20 protein-coding genes are annotated in these 16073 nt (G+C 37.0%); 6 read left to right on the top strand and 14 right to left on the bottom strand.

Features of this window, described 5'->3' with window-relative positions; all coding sequences use genetic code 11:
* Nucleotides 1-4: 4 nt before the first annotated feature.
* Together ACRXC1_RS07820 and ACRXC1_RS07815 are read right to left on the bottom strand one after the other, a co-directional pair.
* Entirely contained in the window at nt 5-838 is an 834-nt protein-coding gene (locus ACRXC1_RS07820; protein WP_433657842.1) for a MipA/OmpV family protein, read from the bottom strand.
* On the bottom strand, nt 793-1917 hold the full coding sequence (locus ACRXC1_RS07815) for a DegT/DnrJ/EryC1/StrS family aminotransferase (RefSeq protein WP_433657840.1): 1125 nt from the start codon (nt 1915-1917) through the stop codon (nt 793-795). The genes ACRXC1_RS07820 and ACRXC1_RS07815 overlap by 46 nt, the downstream gene beginning before the upstream one ends.
* Before the next feature lie 203 nt (nt 1918-2120).
* Here ACRXC1_RS07815 and ACRXC1_RS07810 point away from each other — a divergent pair, with 203 nt between their 5' ends.
* From ACRXC1_RS07810 to ACRXC1_RS07800, 3 genes are all read left to right on the top strand, one after another.
* Nucleotides 2121-3080, top strand: a complete 960-nt coding sequence (locus ACRXC1_RS07810; RefSeq protein ID WP_433657838.1) for a hypothetical protein — start codon at nt 2121-2123, stop codon at nt 3078-3080.
* 78 nt (nt 3081-3158) lie between these two features.
* Nucleotides 3159-3662 carry a hypothetical protein gene (locus ACRXC1_RS07805; protein WP_433657836.1) on the top strand — a complete coding sequence of 168 codons (504 nt, stop codon included), beginning with the start codon at nt 3159-3161 and terminating at the stop codon, nt 3660-3662.
* A 76-nt stretch (nt 3663-3738) separates the two neighbouring features.
* Nucleotides 3739-4302 (top strand): hypothetical protein, encoded by a 564-nt coding sequence (locus ACRXC1_RS07800; RefSeq protein WP_433657834.1) that lies wholly within the window; start codon nt 3739-3741, stop codon nt 4300-4302.
* Between the two features lie 462 nt (nt 4303-4764).
* On the opposite strand, the gene ACRXC1_RS07795 is transcribed toward ACRXC1_RS07800, so the two are convergent.
* Nucleotides 4765-5043 (bottom strand): hypothetical protein, encoded by a 279-nt coding sequence (locus ACRXC1_RS07795; RefSeq protein WP_433657832.1) that lies wholly within the window; start codon nt 5041-5043, stop codon nt 4765-4767.
* Between the two features lie 118 nt (nt 5044-5161).
* Nucleotides 5162-5596, bottom strand: coding sequence for a hypothetical protein (locus tag ACRXC1_RS07790; protein ID WP_433657830.1), 435 nt, complete (start codon nt 5594-5596; stop codon nt 5162-5164).
* Nucleotides 5597-5705: 109 nt separating this feature from the next.
* On the opposite strand from ACRXC1_RS07790, the gene ACRXC1_RS07785 reads away from it, so the two are divergent.
* Nucleotides 5706-6587: a LysR family transcriptional regulator gene (locus ACRXC1_RS07785; protein WP_433657828.1), complete on the top strand. Its 882-nt coding sequence runs from the start codon at nt 5706-5708 to the stop codon at nt 6585-6587.
* Here ACRXC1_RS07785 and ACRXC1_RS07780 read toward each other — a convergent pair.
* The 3 genes from ACRXC1_RS07780 to ACRXC1_RS07770 all read right to left on the bottom strand — a co-directional run bounded on the left by ACRXC1_RS07780 (nt 6581) and on the right by ACRXC1_RS07770 (nt 8429).
* Nucleotides 6581-7042, bottom strand: coding sequence for a hypothetical protein (locus tag ACRXC1_RS07780; RefSeq protein WP_433657826.1), 462 nt, complete (start codon nt 7040-7042; stop codon nt 6581-6583). The genes ACRXC1_RS07785 and ACRXC1_RS07780 overlap by 7 nt on opposite strands.
* A gap of 69 nt (nt 7043-7111) precedes the next feature.
* The gene (locus ACRXC1_RS07775; RefSeq protein ID WP_433657824.1) at nt 7112-7888 is read right to left on the bottom strand and encodes a hypothetical protein; all 777 of its coding nucleotides are present in this window, start codon (nt 7886-7888) and stop codon (nt 7112-7114) included.
* Between the two features lie 103 nt (nt 7889-7991).
* Nucleotides 7992-8429 carry a thioredoxin family protein gene (locus tag ACRXC1_RS07770; RefSeq protein WP_433657822.1) on the bottom strand — a complete coding sequence of 146 codons (438 nt, stop codon included), beginning with the start codon at nt 8427-8429 and terminating at the stop codon, nt 7992-7994.
* Between the two features lie 185 nt (nt 8430-8614).
* Here ACRXC1_RS07770 and ACRXC1_RS07765 point away from each other — a divergent pair, with 185 nt between their 5' ends.
* The gene (locus tag ACRXC1_RS07765; RefSeq protein ID WP_433657820.1) at nt 8615-9340 is read left to right on the top strand and encodes a hypothetical protein; all 726 of its coding nucleotides are present in this window, start codon (nt 8615-8617) and stop codon (nt 9338-9340) included.
* 225 nt (nt 9341-9565) lie between these two features.
* Here ACRXC1_RS07765 and ACRXC1_RS07760 read toward each other — a convergent pair whose 3' ends face one another.
* The 3 genes from ACRXC1_RS07760 to ACRXC1_RS07750 form a co-directional block, all read right to left on the bottom strand.
* Nucleotides 9566-10126 (bottom strand): hypothetical protein, encoded by a 561-nt coding sequence (locus ACRXC1_RS07760; RefSeq protein ID WP_433657818.1) that lies wholly within the window; start codon nt 10124-10126, stop codon nt 9566-9568.
* Nucleotides 10116-10892, bottom strand: coding sequence for a hypothetical protein (locus ACRXC1_RS07755; protein ID WP_433657816.1), 777 nt, complete (start codon nt 10890-10892; stop codon nt 10116-10118). Before ACRXC1_RS07755 ends, ACRXC1_RS07760 begins: the two co-directional genes overlap by 11 nt.
* A gap of 211 nt (nt 10893-11103) precedes the next feature.
* Nucleotides 11104-11655: a hypothetical protein gene (locus ACRXC1_RS07750; RefSeq protein WP_433657814.1), complete on the bottom strand. Its 552-nt coding sequence runs from the start codon at nt 11653-11655 to the stop codon at nt 11104-11106.
* 156 nt (nt 11656-11811) lie between these two features.
* On the opposite strand from ACRXC1_RS07750, the gene ACRXC1_RS07745 reads away from it, so the two are divergent.
* Complete coding sequence (locus ACRXC1_RS07745) at nt 11812-12474, top strand: hypothetical protein (RefSeq protein WP_433657812.1); 663 nt, start codon at nt 11812-11814, stop codon at nt 12472-12474.
* 24 nt (nt 12475-12498) lie between these two features.
* Here ACRXC1_RS07745 and ACRXC1_RS07740 read toward each other — a convergent pair whose 3' ends face one another.
* The 4 genes from ACRXC1_RS07740 to ACRXC1_RS07725 form a co-directional block, all read right to left on the bottom strand.
* Nucleotides 12499-13503 carry a tyrosine-type recombinase/integrase gene (locus tag ACRXC1_RS07740; protein WP_433657810.1) on the bottom strand — a complete coding sequence of 335 codons (1005 nt, stop codon included), beginning with the start codon at nt 13501-13503 and terminating at the stop codon, nt 12499-12501.
* A complete protein-coding gene (locus ACRXC1_RS07735) occupies nt 13503-14117 on the bottom strand; it encodes a hypothetical protein (RefSeq protein ID WP_393061051.1) in 615 nt (204 codons plus the stop codon). Before ACRXC1_RS07735 ends, ACRXC1_RS07740 begins: the two co-directional genes overlap by 1 nt.
* Nucleotides 14118-14301: 184 nt before the next feature.
* Entirely contained in the window at nt 14302-14901 is a 600-nt protein-coding gene (locus ACRXC1_RS07730; protein WP_433657808.1) for a hypothetical protein, read from the bottom strand.
* A 206-nt stretch (nt 14902-15107) separates the two neighbouring features.
* Nucleotides 15108-16025 (bottom strand): hypothetical protein, encoded by a 918-nt coding sequence (locus ACRXC1_RS07725; RefSeq protein ID WP_433657806.1) that lies wholly within the window; start codon nt 16023-16025, stop codon nt 15108-15110.
* Nucleotides 16026-16073 lie beyond the last annotated feature (48 nt).

Raw genomic sequence — 16073 nt, 5'->3', positions numbered from 1 at the left:
AAATTTAGCGAGTCGACTCTCCAAGAATATAATTTAGACCAAGAAAAATACTTTCACGATAGCCTCTTTTAGTTAAGGGGCTATCTTCTACCGCAGCTGAATACTTCGTGTACGAATAGAAGCTATTAAGCACGTACTTCTTGCCAATAGGGTAATTCACAATAAGCCTAGCACTTAGCTGATGAGAGGCCCCTGGAGTATATTCTGGACGACCTGCACGTGCTTCACTGTTAGAGACACCAAAGTAGTAACGGCTCCAATTGTCACTATACTGAGAATACGTAAGACCTGGAATTAAAACAATTTTTTCACCTTTCCAAGGTTCAATTGGAAACGCTTTTGATACTGAGACATAGTACTTGCTGGCCTCAGAGCGGCCACTGATATCATGAGTGTAGCTAAATCTCGTCATAAACCACTTCGATGGTAAGAGAAATGTTATTCCTAAATCAAGTGAGCGATCACGCTCTTTGAGTCCATCGTTGTATGTTCCTGCCTCGGCCTCCACTTTGTTAAAGTCTGGCGTAAGGGTCAGGTTTGTGAGAGGAAATAGGCGAAAGCTTGCGGCAATACCGCGAAATGAGAATCTTTTATAATTGTAGTTAATTGAAGGAACGACTGGGATATCGAATTGATCCCCAACTTTATAGAGTGAAGATGAGAAACTGGTTCCTAGACCAACTTGGTTGGTTGGAGGTGGCCTCTTACTCTTTTGCCTTTCTAACTCGTTGATCCTTTCGGTTCTTCCGTTTGAAAAAGCAGGGGCCGAAATAACAACGGCCCCTAAAGTGATTATTTTGAAAAATAATTTTTTACTACTTGGCAAACGTACTCGCATTCTTCTTCCGTGATATAGGCGAAACATGGCAGGTTTAAAACTGCTTTACTAATATAATCGGCATTACCGTGATCAATTGATCCAACACTGTGGGCAGGAGCACCTTCTTGCTTACTCATGGCACCTGGATAAATTGTCCCAAATCCTACATTTGCTTCTTTCAGAGCAGCTGTAAGCCCATCTCTAAGCTCTGGTTCAATAAGAGCAACACTACAGTAACCATTTTCACCAACGTGAGCAGGAACTGATTGCATCTTAAGAGGTAGACCTTGAAGATTTTCTTGGTAGTACTTAACGGCCTTGCGGCGTGAATCAAGTCTTGCATCAATATGCTCTAACGATAGGTTTAGAAATAGCGCTTCGTAAGCACCAATTCTTGAGTTCCAACCGATTAGACCGTGGCTATAGTGACTTGTACGTCCGTGGTTGATTAGTGTACGACAAGTATTAATTAGAGTTTCATCGTTTGAGAAGATTGCACCAGCATCACCTGAAGCTCCAAGAACCTTTGCTGGGTAGAAGCTTGTCGTTGAGATCTTAGCAGTTCCAAGAATCGATTCTCCATTGATTGTCGTTCCATAGCACTGAGCACCGTCTTCAATTAGCATCACGCCATTTTCTTCAGCAATTTGTCTGATTTCCATTGTATCTGGACATGCCCAACCATATAGGTGAACAAGAATAGCGGCCTTTGGCTTAAATTTCTCAACAGCTTCTTTGAAAGTCTCTTTATCCCAGTGAAGAGTTTCACGACTAACATCGACAGTTGCAGGGTTTGCACCAACGTTGACTACGGCCTCAAAAGTCGCCCAAAACGTCATATCAGGAACAAGAACGACATCGTTTTTTTCAACGCCACTTGCTCTTAGAGCGATTTGGATTGCATCTGTTCCGTTAGCACAACCAACTGAATACTTAGCTCCAGTCTTAGCTGCTAGCTTCTCTTCAAGCTTATTAACTTGAGGTCCACCGATAAATTGTGTGTTATCAAATAGTGTTTCAACGCCTGAAAGGAATTCTTCACGAAACCCATCTTCAAAGCGATTTAAAGTAATAAATGGTACGCCGTTTACTGACATATTTCCTCGCATTTTTAAGTAATTAGACACATTATAGGGGAAAGAATATGACTTAGGAATAGCGAAATTTGTTAAATTTGGGTCAATATAAGGGTCAAAATAGGGGATTTTCAGCACCATTTAGCATCAACAAAATCTGTACACCACTATATATAGATTTCAATATTACTCATTGCGTTCAGATTATCTGTTATACAGATAGAATGAAAACAATCTTACTTGCAGCAACTTGCCTTATCTCAACTAATTTATTGGCCTCTAATGTGATCACTTCAGAGGGAGAGTTTCGCGAGGTCATCGAAAGCGTTCTTAGTATCTACGACCAAAAGTTACCACAAGGTAAGAATCGCCAAGTCGACATTAATTGGGAGTCAAAAACCCTAAATGCATCAGTTGGATATAAAAGACACTCTGAATCTGTGCGCTTTAGTTTTCACGGAGAGTTTGTTCGCAAAAATAAGCTTTCCAAAGATGCTTTTGCTCTTATTGCTTGTCATGAAGTTGGCCATATTATCGGAGGTTATCCGAAAGTGATGCCGACACAGAAATACTCAAGTGAGGCCCAGTCTGATTACTTTGCAACGAATGAATGCTTGAAAAAATACTTTGTCGCCAATAGCGCAGAGAATGTAGATATTAGTGGTATTAGCTCAGAAAAGCTTTCGCAATGTAAGGACGATAAATTGTGTCTAAGAGGACTTGGTGCCATTAGAGATGCTTCTGTGATTTATCCAGGAAGTGATATCAATGCAAAATCAGATCATATCTCAAAGGTCACAATCTTTAATGATTACCCTCAAAATCAATGCCGCGTGGACACACTTAAGGCCGGTCTTTTAAATCAACCAAGGCCAAATTGCTGGTTTAAGTCTTATCAAGCTGAGCGCTATGAATATCAGTATGACTATGAGTATGAAGAGGCCCAGGGAGTTGCTGAAATTACAGAAGTAACCGCCACAGACTACGGTTGTCACATTCGCACAAAGTATCCTGATGTATGGATGGGAGCTTATCTAAACCCATTATCTGAAAGTGAGCTTCTAATGCGTGGTGTACGCTATGTCGGGACTAATTGTAAGTATCAGGTAGGGGATACGCTTAGTGGCGCCATGAGCCTATTTCGTGGGAATCTATATCTAAATCTGAATCCAACTGATAAGTAAATTTTAAGTTTTCTTAACTATGAACTTCGCCTCCAATTGAATAATAATTGTTAAATATTATTTACAGTTGGGGGACAAATGAAGATTTTAACTAAAATCTCGATTGCATTAACGCTTATTTCCGCAGTATCAACAATCGCAGCAACCGTTGACTTTGGTACAACAAATCACATCGCATTTCGTTGCCAAGTGGACATCTTTGAAAAAAAGGTCAACCCAGTTTCATATCGTGCCTATGCTGGGCGTCTTATTAACTCAGTATTTCACGAACAATATAATAATATTACTGGCCCAGACCTGAAGATGCTTATGGACTATGGCAATGGCCGTGCGCTTTTTTCTAACGTTATCATTGGTGGAAACGGTTACTTAAAATGGTCAGTGGTTGAAACTGATGACCGAGGTTATGGTATTACTGAGGCCAGCTGGCCAATTTCGGCCCGTGTTCTTTATAGTCCACGTCATTATGATCGTGCTAAAAATCGTAAATCAGTAGGAGAGTCAAACGATCACCTATACCGTGTAGAATGCTTTGATGTGAAACAAGCACCTGGTGACGACGATATCGTTATTGGTGTCTAAAATAGTGATTGAAAAATCCCCTTCTTTTATGAAATAATTTTTGCTTACTTATTGTTTTATAAAAGAAGGATTTTTCATGAAACTTTCCCTAGTTATTTTATCTGCTATTTTTAGCTGTTACTCATACGCACTAAATTTCGAAAATACGAAACAAAATACCTATGAAGCGGCCACTTTAATTGGTGGTGTTGGGATCAAATGTGACAACGGCTCAAATCAGGCCGTAAAGGCATTCGGATGCAAAACGCGACATCTATATCCCGTAAGATTTGAAGACTTCATTGTGGGCCAAAATTTGGAGGCCGATAAAATCATCGTGTCATATACGGATGAAAAAGGCAGAAAAAAATCAAAAACTCTCCGTTACGATATGACTAGTCAGCGCACGAAAAAATCACTGAATCTTTGGCAAAAAAACTTGCGAAAAAAACCTGTGCTACACACGGGTAAAAATATCATTAAAATGAGCGCATATTTCAAAGGCCGCTTAGTGGAAGAAAAAACACATGAAATATTTGTTGAAGACCTAGGTCAAGTTTCATGTGGATCACAGATGTTTATCTCACGTGATATGTCAGATTGTTTCTCAGCAGCAAGAGCATGCGAGAAGTTATATCAACTGACAAATTTCTGTCGTTAGAAATAATACAAAAAAAGTGACGTTCTAAAATCGATTCTAAGAGCTTCAAATAAATTACGCGACCAAGTTGTCGCGTTTTTTATGTCAAATATTGCCTAGATGTAGATAGTGATAATTGGGGTTATAATCATTATCATAAGTTAGAATATAGCCTTACCCCATATAACTGATATTATATGATATAAAATATTTTCCCCTATAGTACTCAATCCCGTCTAAATAAGTCACTCTCTGAAAGCTTTATATCCATAAATTATTCTATGTAGTTCATTATATTTCTTATCTGCGTCTTTTTTGTTTCTTAAAAGCACCTCCATGTAAATGAAAGAATACCAAGGCTTTTTGAGAGTTTCAAAAATTAAGAGTTTAATTTAGTTTATATTTCGTGCCCTAATATTTAGACATAAAAAAAGCAGAGAAAAATCTCTGCCTTAAATATATCGTTTAGAATTTTATTTCTTTCTACTTACACACATCAATCGAACGATATTTCTCGTAGTCTGAATAAGCATCACCATAACTCGAGTAGCATTTTGCGTTTAACGCATTCTTCTTGATTGAACCATCGCCCGATAATGTAAAAGCAATAATTCGGTACTGATCACAAGTATACTTACCTTCAACGGCATTCATATCATTACCTTCAAAAATTCCACAATTTAATGGAAATTGGTTTAGCGACTGACTTGCAAAAACGTTAAGTGCACATAATGTCGAAATTAAAACTAATAATTTTTTCAAATGAGACTCCTATTGACTAAAATTACAATATTTTATTTACTATGCCAGAATTCCTCAATCCAAAGGCCATATTTGTAATGTTTTTAGCTATGTCCATATATTTAACGGCCTGTCTCCCCTACAAATTCTTAAACTCAATGGCAGTATATCCATTGAAATCTATCTTCAATACGTATTGGTTTCGTGTGACATATTCGCGGTAGTCATCACAGTCATCATAGATTTCAAATTCTACTTCATTAAATTGTGCAATCAACTCCAGTGTTTCATCTAATTTGTTAGTGATGAAATCATAAGCTTTTTGCGCTAGTGAAGGCTCCATAAATTTCGACTGAAAGAAGACCTTTTCATCATTTACTTGTGCCCAAAATACGATATTTGAAACATTAGTGTAGACGCTCTTGATCTGCAGGCTTTCACGATAAGCTTTGGCCGTTGTGAGATACCCTGGTCTAATTGAAGTTACATACTCATTATATCCAAAACAGCCTGATGCATATGCATTCGTAAAAGTTAATAAATTTACAATAAATAAAGCGGCCAAAACCTTCATAAACTCTCCTATTAGTTACAAGTTGAAGTATTTATAGTTGAAACCAATTAATAGATATAATATATAATAAATATAATTATCATTCTAAATATGAATAATAGGAAATCTTATGGAATTAGGTCATTTAAAGCATTTCTACTACGTTGCAAAGTATGGAGGATTCACAAAGGCCTCTAAGAAGTTGTACGTCCAGCAGCCATCAATTAGTAAGACCGTTGCGCTTCTAGAAGATCAATTAGGAGTTAAGCTCTTAAACCGTGAAAAGCGCAAAACTACCCTAACTGATATTGGCCTAGAGATTTATAAGAAATGTGACGAAATCTTTAAGTCCATTGAAGATATTGAAACAATCGCAAGTGACGGAAAATTTGAATGCTCTGGGCCTTTGAAGTTTTGTGCCAGTGAGCCAATCGCAGCACACTTTGTTCCTCGAATTTTAAAAGAGTTCTTAATTGAATATCCGCAGGTACAACCAGCGTGTTTCACAAGCTTCTCATCTGACTTATTTAATAAGATTGAAGATGGAGAGTTTGAATTTGGACTATTTTTTCATACGCCAGACATGGCCAAATACGCTCATAAGCTTGAACTAGAAGAAGTGGCATCAATTCCCTATGATCTTGTCATAAAGGCATCAGAACATAAGAATTTGGATGTTATAAGATCTTTTATTGGTTCACGTGAAGTGGATGATATCACAACGAAGAAATACCCGACAATTACAAAGATGAATAAGGACTTTAAAAACGTCAAAATAACGATTTCATCCAATAGTTTAACTTCTCATAAGGAAATGGTGTTAGAAGGCCTAGGTGTCTCGATTTTACCTTCCATAATGGTTGAAAAAGAGCTTAAAGAGCGAAAGCTTAAAAGACTCTATCCAAAGGGAACGTTTCACTTCCCTCTTAAGTTAGTAACTAAGAAGAATTATCACCTATCTCGAAATGCTCAGGCCTGGATTAAGTCCTTAAAGGAGCAATTCCATCAGTGATCACTCATGCAGCTTGAAATGACTTGGTAGCCAGCAAGAATGATATCAATTCTCCAGGCCGACGCTCTGACAATTCTTATGACTTGGTTTTTATCTTTTTTACTAAGCTCGCAGTAACCAGCACTCAGATAACATGGAACGTGATGAGAGATGGCCGTCTTCTTGAAATCTCGGCAAGTTGTCTCGGCTGAAATTTCATTCATGCCTGAGATTAGACAGGCCTTAACATTCTCAACCCATTTCTTACCATCTTCAGAAAACTTCTCGATCCTAGAATCGAATTTATTACAATATTTTTGCCCAAAGGCCAAAGGATAACCACGCTTTCCACATACTCGCTCTTTTTCGATACAACTGTAGTATGCACAATCGTCATTTAGTTCAGCACAATCATTTGCAGCAAACGAATGCGTGGCCAAAAGAATGGAGATAAAGGTGAAAATAATTGTTTTCATAAGCAATAACTAGCAAACTTCTCATTGCTTAGTAAACTTAATGAAAAGTTTATATTCCCTTTGAGAGATTTACATACATTCAGAGTATCCCTTAATCAGAATATTCTTTAAACTTTTTGTGCTCAGTAAATCATTTGTTGAAGCATTATCTTCTACATATTTAACTGCACAACGAGTCATCTTCTCACCTGGCGTCTCACAAAGGGCTCCAACATCAAAGTGCAGAGCTAGAAGTCTTCCAAATGTTGACTGGAAAAAAAGCTGTCCAACACAGTTTACAGTTTCATAGTCGTGCTTTTGACACATCATTAAGTTGTAATCGAAACCGTATTCGGACGAAACGATAGAAGCTGTCGCGACTGCACAGTCAATAGTTTCAGATGAATGCTTCTTACATGTTTTTAGATTATCTTTAAAAGAGTTTGGAATCCAGATTGATTTCGAATTAGATAATTCAGTCGCACAATCTAAAGACCCTTGACTTTCATTAGAGCAATATTTAACCGCCGAAACGATTGTCATATTTGAGTTTTTGAATACAAGATTTTTACCGCACTCTCTTTGCTCTTGAGTATAATTCAGGCACAGCTCAACTCCGATACTTGGATTTGCTGGAGATATATCTAATCCACACTTTATATTCTCAATATCAAGTGAGTATTTTCGACATAGATTTATTACTTTTGCAAAAGAGGCACTAGAATTAGCTAATGAATTAGGTGCAGTTTCAAGGGCACACTCCACCTGAGCTTCAGTCACGTTATTAACTTCAGTACAATTTTCCTGTGCAAAAACACCAAAAGAAAGAAAAGTTGCAATAGTAAAAATAGCTATATTTGTGAACATCAAAAGTTCTCCCCCAAAAGTATATAAAATTTCAAACTACAGCACTCTAGAATGTTTATTGTAAATAATAAACGGGGCGTGTAAGGTTTACTTACTTGGGACTTTACCCAGCAAGAAAGATGGCCAAAGCAAAGGCCACTAGCAAACTAATGACGATTGCCTCAAAGAAGTAACTCTTCTTTATCTCCGGTTCTTTGAACTCACCTGTTAAGCGAAAGTGAGAATCATTGATATTGTTTATCACGTATTGAATTTTCCCTAGGGGCGTAAGTCCTGTGAAGTCATAAAGAACTTCTCGGTTTTCACAAATGGCCGTGTAAGGAACGCCACGAACACCAAAATTTTGCGCAATTTCAGGGCTCTCCATGGTATTTACTTCATAAACATTCACGTCTGGATTGTTTTCATTCAGGGCTTCAAACACAGGTGCCATTGTTTTACATGGGCCACAAGTATCAGAGAAAAACTTGATAACGAAAACACCTCTTTCACTAGATACGACAGATTCAAAATTATCACTATTTATTCTTTTTATACTCATACTAAATTCCACATAAAAACGGCCAATATTTATAGCTGACCTGATAAATTCAATCTTACTATAACCATTCACATCAAAGTTTACAACAAACTTAGTTGGTTATAAAAAAATGTATCGAGGTGGCATGTACCTCTTATTTGAAGTAGAATAGTATTTTTAACCTAAATTAAGAAAAGGCAAATATTATGAGAGGAACATTCTTCTTAAAACCATTAGAGTTGAATTTAGAGCTTGCTGGCGAAAGCTGGCCCCAGGGCGAGTTGATAAACGGAGAGCTTACGATTAAGGCCCATGGACAAGCCGATCTATCGAAAATAGGTATCCACCTCTGTGAAGTCAATATGAAGAAATTTAAGGCCAAGGATGAGTCCGCTTTTAAAGTTATTGAAACAGTTGAAGCAGGCGGTGAGCAGACAAGCTTTAGCTTTAAACTTGCTGAAAACTGTCTTATTACAGAGAAGGCCACTTCCCTTTATGTTGTCTGTGGCGATCTTGATTCTCCATTTGAATGTGGCCATCTTCAACTTGATATCCTCCCAAATAAGAATATTCTAAGCTTCATTGAAATCTTTGAAAACTTCCTGAAGTTCAAGTTTAAACCTTTAAAGAATAAGGCCGGCCTAGTACAGGCCAAGGTAACGCCACCAGATATTAAAGACTGGACAAGTATTCAGACGATGAATCTGGGGATGTCATGTGTTGAGAATAACTTAAATCTAAGCTTTGAGTTTAAAGTGAAGAAAATGTCTTATGAAGGCGGCGCTGTTGAGACTAAAGAAGTTAAGATAAAAAACGAACTTAAGCTTATGCCTAAGGATTATATCCTTTTTGAAAATACGCTAAATCAAGACTTCATTATTGGAGAGTTAAACAAGGTTCTCGATGAAGTAAGGTTTAAGCCGGTTATTTAGTAAAAGAAATTTTTAGGGGCGCGGGTACCAATGGAGATTTCCAATACTTAGCCCCAGATTTTTATTAGATCTCGCAACTTTATCCTAAGAAAGAGCAAAGACACTGCTAAAAATTCAACTTATCTCCATTTATTGGTCATTTTTTGAGAAATACACAGCAATATTCATCATAAGCGCAATGTAAGTTTTTAATATCTCGATTTGTACCCGCGCCCCTTTTAACTTTTAAATAAGCTTCTTATCATACGCAACCTGCAGGCTTCGCTCAATCAGATTATTCACAACCTCGCCAGAAGCGTTGGTTTGAAAAGGCATGGCGAACGCGAAGAAGATTTGATAGTAAGTTTCGAGTCCATCGGCAATACTGAAACGTTCAATTTCATTGCCATTAGCATCTTCTACGACTGTTGTGGCCCTAAGCCATGTGGTTTCCTTGGCCGGAATAACTGTTAGAGTCATAGCAGATAGGAATGAAGCTGGACCGGCCTCTTGATATGTTTCAATTGTGATCTTAAGCCTTCTACTTTCCTTTCTGTTTTTACAGCTTTTTAAGCTACAAATTTCAAAGTCCTTAAGCTCCACCGGGTTAAGTCCTAATGAAACACCTAGTGGTTTGTTGCTACGGTGTCCATCTGCTTTAGCGTTATAATAGCGAGGGATGACCAATACCTTTGAAAAGCGACTCTGATCGCGTTTATAGCTGGCCTCATTTTCAGCACTGAGCTTTTTTGTTGCACATGATAGTGATGAAAATAACATGATAAAAAATAGCAGTTTAGACTTCATTTCTTAGTCCTTTTTTCTTATGTTCTTCTAAGTCAGATATAACCGTATCAATTAAGACCTTCTTGTAGAGTTTAAACTCTGGGCCTTCATAGATTTTGATAATTTTCTCTATGTCTTCATCTTTCATACTTTTGATGACAAGAAAGTAATACGGCAGCGAAATTTCTCTCGAAACCTTCATCATACTAGAGAAGTTAATCTTCATAAAAGTTTTTGTTTCGTATTGAGGAATCTGATCAGTCGTCTTTTTTAGAATTTCATCAGCAACAATAAAAGAAAGCTCTAGCTCTAGGATTCTCTTGGCATATGCAATTTTCTTCTTATATGCTTTTTGGTCAACTTTCTTGAAGCTCTTTACAATCTTATTTCCATTCATGTTATTATAGAAGTTTCGTTTATGCTCATAACTCTTCCAAGCAGGATAATCACTTAGCTTATAAGCGAAGCTATAAGTCTCATCTCGCTTCGTTTTTGATTTGAGGTTTTGCTTGAACTTTGCATACAATTTATCTGCATCCAAGGAACTATAATATAAATAGGCCGAATTATTTTTAAGCTCTGGGTATTTTGATACTGGGATTTGAGAATACTGATATTTCACATTGGCCAACATTCTAAAGTAATCAATTGAGAAAGATCGGTAAGCAGTCACGTTAATAAGTCTTTCATGATCTAAAACTTCAAGTGGCCTACGAGATGGATTTGAGCATGAGCTAAGTCCAAAGATAATAATCGCAACAAATACAAATAATCTTGTATATTTCAAGAACTCCCCCTTAAGAAAACAATAATTTAATCTTAACCTCTTTTGGAGTTCTAGCGTATCAATTCATAGTATTAGAAAAGTCACTTTAGCTTCCTTTAAAGTTATCAAGCTAAGTGACTGGAATACAATATTGCCCTTAAGAGATGTACTTCAGGAGAGTAGGCCATGATAGAGAGTAATGCGGAAAAAGCTGCCAACATTCTAAGTATAGCTAAGGAATGAGCCCAATTTTTCGCTCTAGGCTTCTATCGTGTTGAAAGAATTTTACTTGGCTGCGATAAAATTCAACAACGGTCTTCTCCATTTCTGGATAGACGTTTTCTTTCATATAACTCACAAGCTCTTCGCACTTGATTTGCATATCTGGCCTATCTTGCACATATTTAAAATAGACTGTCTGTTGAACTCTTTTATAACTAATATCAAATTTTATATTTTCTGCAGGCAGGAGAGTTTTATTTCCATCCATATGAAGCCTTAGAAGAATTGAGAAAATCCAGTAGCCATTATCAGCAAGCTTAACTGCACCATGTGGAGTATAGGACACATCTTCATCTATTGGAGAGAAATACTCTCCTTCGTCTTCCTCACTAAATTGGATTGTTGGCACTAACTTGATTAAATCATACTCATTCTCAGCGATCCTTAAATAACTCTTAAATCCTTTAAATAAAGTTATGGCAAAATCAGCGGCATCGTCGTGAGTCTTAAAGAAGAGTTCACGAGATTTCTTATATTCACTACATAGATCAAGATATGACATGAATGGATAATCGGTGTATTTCATCTTCATAAGTACTTAAAAAATCTTAAATCATTGTAAAGCTTACACACTTTTTTAAAACGTCACCTGATGTAAATGAGAGAAATCGAGGATTCGATTACTTTGTCCTCACAGAAAACAAACGAGGAGAAAAACATGAAAAAATTAATCTTAGCACTTGCACTGGTATCAACACTTTCAGCATCTGTTTCAGCAAATTGTGTAGGAATTTATGAAAATACAACAATCCAACACAGTGAGAACGCTTCTAAAAACGTCTTAGCTGTTATGGGTAGTGAGTATAAAGATATGTTTCAGTTTCTTTGGGCCAGTGGAGATGGTTATTCAATCATCATGTCACCATTAGCTGCAGTATTGATGTCACCTCTTGTTCTTTATAAATCGATTCATTACAAAGGAACGTACAAATTCTATAAGAGATTCGTGTCGACGATGAATGAAAATAGTGAAGATCATAAAAAAGACTTTAAAAGATTTAAACGCTCAGTTGCAAAACGCTATAAAATTTCGAATGAAGAGTTTTTAGACGTATTAAATGACCTTAATGACAGCAGATCACTCTGTGAAGGATATAAGAGAAATACAGTTTTAACTGAGGAAGGTATCGCTTACCTAGAGTCAAGAGGATATAAGACATTTCTTCAAGCAGCACTAAATGGAAAAAGAGATCCTGTGACATTTAGAGAGCTACAGTCAAATCCAAGATACTTCACAGTTGTTTACGGCGGAGTTATTGATGCATATGATTTTAAGAAGATCGTAAGAGCAGAAATTGAAGCTCGCGGTTACGAAAAATAATTAACAAATTCAAAGGCCTCGAACTTAGTTCGAGGCTTCTTCATCTGCTTGATTATCACTGAGATAATTCACAATATTTGCTATTTCATTAATCTTTTCTTTCCTACGCTTATTATAGAGAAAGGTCATACGAGGGTCAGAGTGCCTGGCATACGTGGCCTGATCTTCAAGGCTAGCTCCATTCTCATAGAGGTTTCCAATGCCAGTAGCACGAGATGAGTGCGGCGAGATTCTATGCTTGATCCCCGCAAGCTTGGCATATTTCTGAAAGATTTGGTCAATAGTATTACGATTAAGAGGCCTAAGCACACTAGACTTACGTCCAGAAGTAAATAGAGGTTCAGTTTCATGAAATTCACGACGTGAGCTAAAGACATCCATATAGTGTTTGATATCATTAAAGGTTTCATCGGAGATATATACCTTCTGCTTCTTTCCACCCTTACTTCTTACGTGAAGATAGTTTCCGATATTATCACTAGCAAAGTCCCCTACTTTAAGTGCAATTAATTCCGACTTTCTAAGTAAGGTATAGAACATAACTTTTAGAACAGTATAGTGAAGAACGCCGCTTAGATTGTCGCTACCATCACGATTTGTTTGTGTGACACTTTCAAACAGGTCCATAACCTCACTAGCACTAAGGTCATTTGTCTTAACTTCCATAACGACTTTAGGGCGAAAGACACCTGTTGCAGGATTCTTATAGCAAAGCTCTTTTTCCACTAAAAAGTCAAAGAAGCGCTTTATGGAAGACAAATGCCTTGCGACAGTTGCATCTTTTAGTTCTTCTTTTTTCAACAGATAGTCACGGTAGGCCGAAATATGGCGCTGAGATACATCAGAGAGGCCCCCAAAGCTTTCAAATCCTTTCAGAAACGTTAGAAACTTCTTAAGGTCGCGTCTGTAAGCATCTCTAGTGTGAGCTGAATTAGACTTAGTTAAGAAGTCCTCAAAGATATCATTAATTTTCGACTGGGCACGAGTAGGCCTTATGGCCCTTGATCTAGCGTAGCTTATCTCAACCATTACTGAAACGACCTTTCATCCACAGTATGCTTATAACTCTTTGACCACGACTCAAGTGCTTCTAGAAGATTTTCCTTAGGAGAGATAACCCAAGTGTTAATTTGTGCCAATTCCTTTTTCGTAAAGACTTCTAAGAGATCGTCTTCATCAAACATGAATTCAAAATGTAGGCGTTTAAAAATATGGCGACCTTTCAAAACACGTGCTTGGTAGTGCTGGGCCTGACTATGGCGTCCATGCTTCTTATTAGAGATAAGAAGTTCTGTATCATCAATAATGAGATCAAACAGATTTCTAAGCTTAGTGAGAAGCCTCTTCTTTCTTACAAGTTCCTTATCGTATTGCTCAACTAATGTCTTAAGGATAGTTCCAAGCCCTGGCCTCTTTCTTGTTACTTTTGAAGCGACGAGATCATAGGCCCATGAAATATATTTATTCTTTATCATAAGGGTCTTATGAATGACTTCTTCATTTTCATGCTTATGTGCGAATTCGCTGTGCATACTTCCTTGAGATAAGATAAGCATGTCATATTCATCGTATTTGGGTGCTTCTATCAATGGTGTTGTTTCAGGCTTTGAAGTCCTGCCAGACAGGGATCTAAGCTCTTTCATAACCGCTCCTTGGTTACATTCTATTTTATCATTCACATGGGTAATAATTCAATTTTTCCCCACGTCGAATTTCATCTTTGATTATCTAGGCATAACTCCAATTATGCCTAGATATACTACATGTTACTTTTTGTTCAAAAACATGTCATGTTTTTAAGATTAAAATTTGTCACGGTAAATATTTTTAAGCGACATCAAAACTATCATCTGTATTTTTCTCGTATTGTTTCATGCGATGATCGACATCTAATAGCCACAGGAGCCTGATTGCTGAAGCGATATGAATAAGCCTAATAAAAGTATGTAAATAAATAAGTGACGCAAAAGCTTGATAACGAAGTTCTGCTAATGAGGTAAGATTGAGTGTCATAAAGATTAAGGCACAAATAATTGAAAGAGCACATGAGATACGTGGCCTCTTATTCTTTATAAGGAATCCACTTAATACAAAGTAAGAAATGCTCATAAGACTACCCAAGACAAACTCGGGCTCAAGTAAACTCATTCCTCGTCCTATCATCATAACGAAAGCAATTGCTGCCCATAAAGCGTGACCTAATAATATTGAAGCGGTCATAAAACGCCAAAAAGTTATTGGGTTAAAATCTACTTTTTCACTTTCGATTTTTTGTGTCTTATTATCGATTAGTATTATTGTTAAAAAACTTAGAAAGATTAAAGTTAGTGGAATAAAAGGCGTTATTCCAACAAAGCGAAATGTAAAAAAACTGATTAGGCCACTAATGGCCCCAACGAGTTGAGCCTTCTTATTAATCTCTTTCATAAACTCTCCCTACACTTAATTATTATTGTAAAGAGCGCCAGATCAAAATTTTTAACGAGAGCTATTGGCCTGCTGGAAACTTGATAATAGGCTCCCCTAGAATTTTCAATACTTGAGCCTGTTTGCCCAAAAGAACCTTAATCTCAAATTAAATTTAAAATACGTATCATATTTAAAAAGTGCCAAAAATTGTAAATATGATGAGACTAACGACATTCGCTATATAGGAGATACTTTGAAAGATGAGAGTACTTCTCTCCAAGGATCTCACATTGATCGACTTCAACAGGACACGACATAGGAATCTTATCCATGGCCTTCTTGATATTTTTTCGCATAAAGTTTGAAGTGTAGCTATTACAATTTATACCTTCATCCATTCCATCATCAACAAATTCGGCCATGTCAATTTCGGCGACGACTTGAAACTTTCCATTAATACACTTGATAATACCATCGCCTTCTAAATCATCATTAGTAAGGGGATCAATTCCTTTACCAAAGAGGTGCTGATAAAAACGCATCCCTTGAAAATTTGCGACTAGGTCACCATTTGAAACAATGCCATTAAAGAAACCACCCCACATGATCCTTTCTGAGTTTTTTCCATAACGAAGGATCTCTTTAATACTTAGGCCATGTTCCATTTTTCGAAAGTATAGATAGCCTAAGTTAAACATGTGACTAAATTTATCGCTTCCAATAAGAGCATCGTTTACCTTAAGTAATGGAGAGTAAGGAGTTAGGTTTAGAATGGGTTTATAGATAAGTGGAATATAGCGATAAATAGATTCTTTCTTTCTAGTTTTTACCAAGTACTCCTTACCAATTTTTCCTTTGTCGATATAGCGCTGAATTGGAGCTGTGACAAAGATCCCCTTTAGGCTAGCAACGAATTTCTTCTTAATCTTTCGACGAATGGTATAGTTACTACACCTCTGGCCAAAAATCCTATCTGCATGATTGGCTTCAGCTACAGCAGAACTTATCTTATTATTTACGTACTTATTTACTTGCGCTAAAGCATCTTCTTTACTTATGGCCTCATCACGATGAGTGAAGCTATCGACTTCCAAGGCAAGAGTACTAAAACTAACAAGAAATATTAAGAGTTGAGCTTTCATTCAAAAAGACTAGCCCAATGGAGGCATTGTCAGTATTTAAGAATTCTT

Origin of the sequence: Halobacteriovorax sp. GFR8 (genome assembly GCF_050955245.1) — a bacterium.
Classification (GTDB): domain Bacteria; phylum Bdellovibrionota; class Bacteriovoracia; order Bacteriovoracales; family Bacteriovoracaceae; genus Halobacteriovorax_A.
This window is presented reverse-complemented; position numbering and strand designations above follow the sequence as displayed.